This window comes from Peptoniphilus indolicus ATCC 29427, from assembly GCF_000227315.1.
GTDB lineage: Bacteria > Bacillota > Clostridia > Tissierellales > Peptoniphilaceae > Peptoniphilus > Peptoniphilus indolicus.
In genome coordinates, this window is the sequence record NZ_JH165061.1 from 825,252 (window position 1) to 828,202 (window position 2,951).

Sequence of the window (2,951 nt, forward strand, 5' to 3'; positions counted from 1 at the left end):
TAAACCATGCTTCAAACTATAATATTGCAATTCACTTTTTTAATTATTATGGATTTTACTCAGGATCATTTGTACCGAGAAATAAAAATGTGAGTGGATATACACTGGTAAGGCAAGTTGAACATTTTATCAATCCAGATTGTAGGTTAAAACTTGCTCAAGAATTTATAGAAGCGGGAACATATAATATTTATAGAAATTTAAGATACTATAGACAAAGAGGAATTGATTTAGATGATGAAATTTCTGAAATTAAGTTTTTACGTGCCAAAATAGGTGTAGTTAAAACTGTAGAAGAGTTGATGGGAGTAGAAGGAAACATTCGTAAAAATTATTATGAATCATGGAATAAAATTATAAAACAAGAAATTAACTTTGAAAAAAGAGTTAAACGCCCACCAGACAATATGATTAATTCTTTAATATCTTTTATAAATACCTTGGTGTATACGAGTGTGTTATCAGAAATATACAAGACACAGCTTAATCCAACGATAAGTTATTTACATGTCCCAGGAGAAAAAAGATACTCTCTTTCACTCGATATATCTGAAATTTTTAAACCTCTTATTGCGGATAGAATGATTTTTTATTTGCTAAATAAGAATATTATTACAGAGAGTGACTTTGCAGAAGAATCAAATTTTTTATATTTAAAAGAAAATGCTAGATTAAAAATTGTCAAAGAGTATGACGAACGACTTAAAAAGACGATAAAACATAAAGATTTGAATAAAAGTGTATCTTATAGATATTTAATGAGATTAGAAGCTTATAAACTCATCAAACATTTCACTGGAGAAAAAGAATATAAAGGATTTAAAATATGGTGGTAGTATGTATATGATTTTAGTTTATGACATTACATTAGATGAAGATGGAGCCAAAGTATCTAGGAATGTTTTTAAAATATGCAAAAAGTATCTCACACATATTCAAAAGTCTGTATTTGAAGGAGAGTTAAGTGAGTTACAATATGCTAAGTTACAGAGAGAAATTTCAAAATATGTAAGGAAAGATAGAGACTCTATAATAGTTTTTCACAGCAATAATTCAAAATGGTTAAAGAAAGATTTCTTAGGGCTTATAGACGATGCGACTTCTAACTTTATTTAGTATGTCGATGTGAAATTATGTTATAATAACGTTGCACCGACATTTAGATTGAAACGGCTTATTTGCTAGATTATAATTGCAGATTGAAATTATATTAGATATAAGTGAAATGATTTTTTTATAAATTAATTCATAGACAAAATATTGGGCTCAATCTAGCTTGGTATGAGGCCTGAAATTAGACCTGTATTAATAGAATCAAAATGAAATGTAAATCCAATTTACTATAGTTATAAGCCTGTTTTTGTTTGTGTATTAATAGAATCAAAATGAAATGTAAATTACTCTTGGACAAACTCTATCATTTCGCCTATAAGGGTATTAATAGAATCAAAATGAAATGTAAATTTTAATAAATCCACCACCTTTCTTATTGATTCAATACTGTATTAATAGAATCAAAATGAAATGTAAATTTTAACATCAACTCATTTGCAAGAGATACTCCAAGCTGTATTAATAGAATCAAAATGAAATGTAAATGAGTATTTAAATGTTATGGTTTTTAGTGCTGGAGTAGTATTAATAGAATCAAAATGAAATGTAAATTACATTATTTGACTTTGAACACGCTAAAGATTTGGAGTATTAATAGAATCAAAATGAAATGTAAATAGGTCTATTGAGTACGAAAGGGCGGCTCAAGGTGGAGTATTAATAGAATCAAAATGAAATGTAAATTTAAAAGAATTTGTAGACAAGATTAATGTTCTAATTGGTATTAATAGAATCAAAATGAAATGTAAATCAATAAGCACATTTGCACAATCCAGCCAAAACATTTGTATTAATAGAATCAAAATGAAATGTAAATTATATAGTATAATTATAACATACATAATAAGTTATGGAGTATTAATAGAATCAAAATGAAATGTAAATATAGCAAAACGCAAACCAAGTGCTAGCAAATTTGGAACGTATTAATAGAATCAAAATGAAATGTAAATAGGGTTTGGTTGTAGTAACAAGTATAAAAACGGATTTAGTATTAATAGAATCAAAATGAAATGTAAATGTATTATAAGGCGGATCTGTCAATAATACATCAGGTATTAATAGAATCAAAATGAAATGTAAATTGTATAGTAGCAGATGACTTAACAGAACAACAAATAAGTATTAATAGAATCAAAATGAAATGTAAATATAATGGTATATGATGAAGATGACGAAGATGATTTCTAGTATTAATAGAATCAAAATGAAATGTAAATATCTTCTATATCTCCTGTACGATCAGTAATGTTTTGTATTAATAGAATCAAAATGAAATGTAAATAATAATTAAAATTGGGATTATGAAGTTCCATTGCGGGTATTAATAGAATCAAAATGAAATGTAAATTATAGCAATTAGCTCAAGATATTTATACATTTCTTGGTATTAATAGAATCAAAATGAAATGTAAATGATGGAAAGATGTATTACAACATAGCAGAAAGAGTGTATTAATAGAATCAAAATGAAATGTAAATATTTAATAGAAGATACTAATTTCATACGGGGAGTAAGTATTAATAGAATCAAAATGAAATGTAAATCCAAAATTTTATCAGTTTTACAATCGTGCTTTTCTAGTATTAATAGAATCAAAATGAAATGTAAATGTATTTCTTGTATGTTATAATCATCAAGAGGCAATTCGTATTAATAGAATCAAAATGAAATGTAAATTAATATTATTAAACAAAAGATACCATATTTTTTGTAGTATTAATAGAATCAAAATGAAATGTAAATTTCATTAGAACTTGTGGGTGTGTCGCCATCGCACCATGTATTAATAGAATCAAAATGAAATGTAAATTTTTAAATAGAATTTAAGGAGGTT

2 protein-coding genes and 1 CRISPR repeat array are annotated in these 2,951 nt (G+C 25.9%); both genes read left to right on the plus strand.

The window, feature by feature from the left end:
- On the plus strand, positions 1-836 hold an 836-nt coding region (gene cas1b, locus HMPREF9129_RS03755; RefSeq protein WP_004820515.1), incomplete at its 5' end, for a type I-B CRISPR-associated endonuclease Cas1b.
- A 1-nt stretch (position 837) separates the two neighbouring features.
- Positions 838-1,116, plus strand: a complete 279-nt coding sequence (gene cas2, locus HMPREF9129_RS03760) for a CRISPR-associated endonuclease Cas2 (protein ID WP_004820517.1) — start codon at positions 838-840, stop codon at positions 1,114-1,116.
- Positions 1,117-1,302: 186 nt separating this feature from the next.
- Positions 1,303-2,927: direct repeats of the CRISPR family, unit length 30 nt; unit sequence GTATTAATAGAATCAAAATGAAATGTAAAT.
- The last annotated feature ends 24 nt before the right edge of the window (positions 2,928-2,951 follow it).

Excerpts from the sequence above, each read along its gene's own strand:
- cas2 (WP_004820517.1), top strand. The coding sequence starts at position 838 with ATGTATATGATTTTAGTTTATGACATTACATTAGATGAAGATGGAGCC.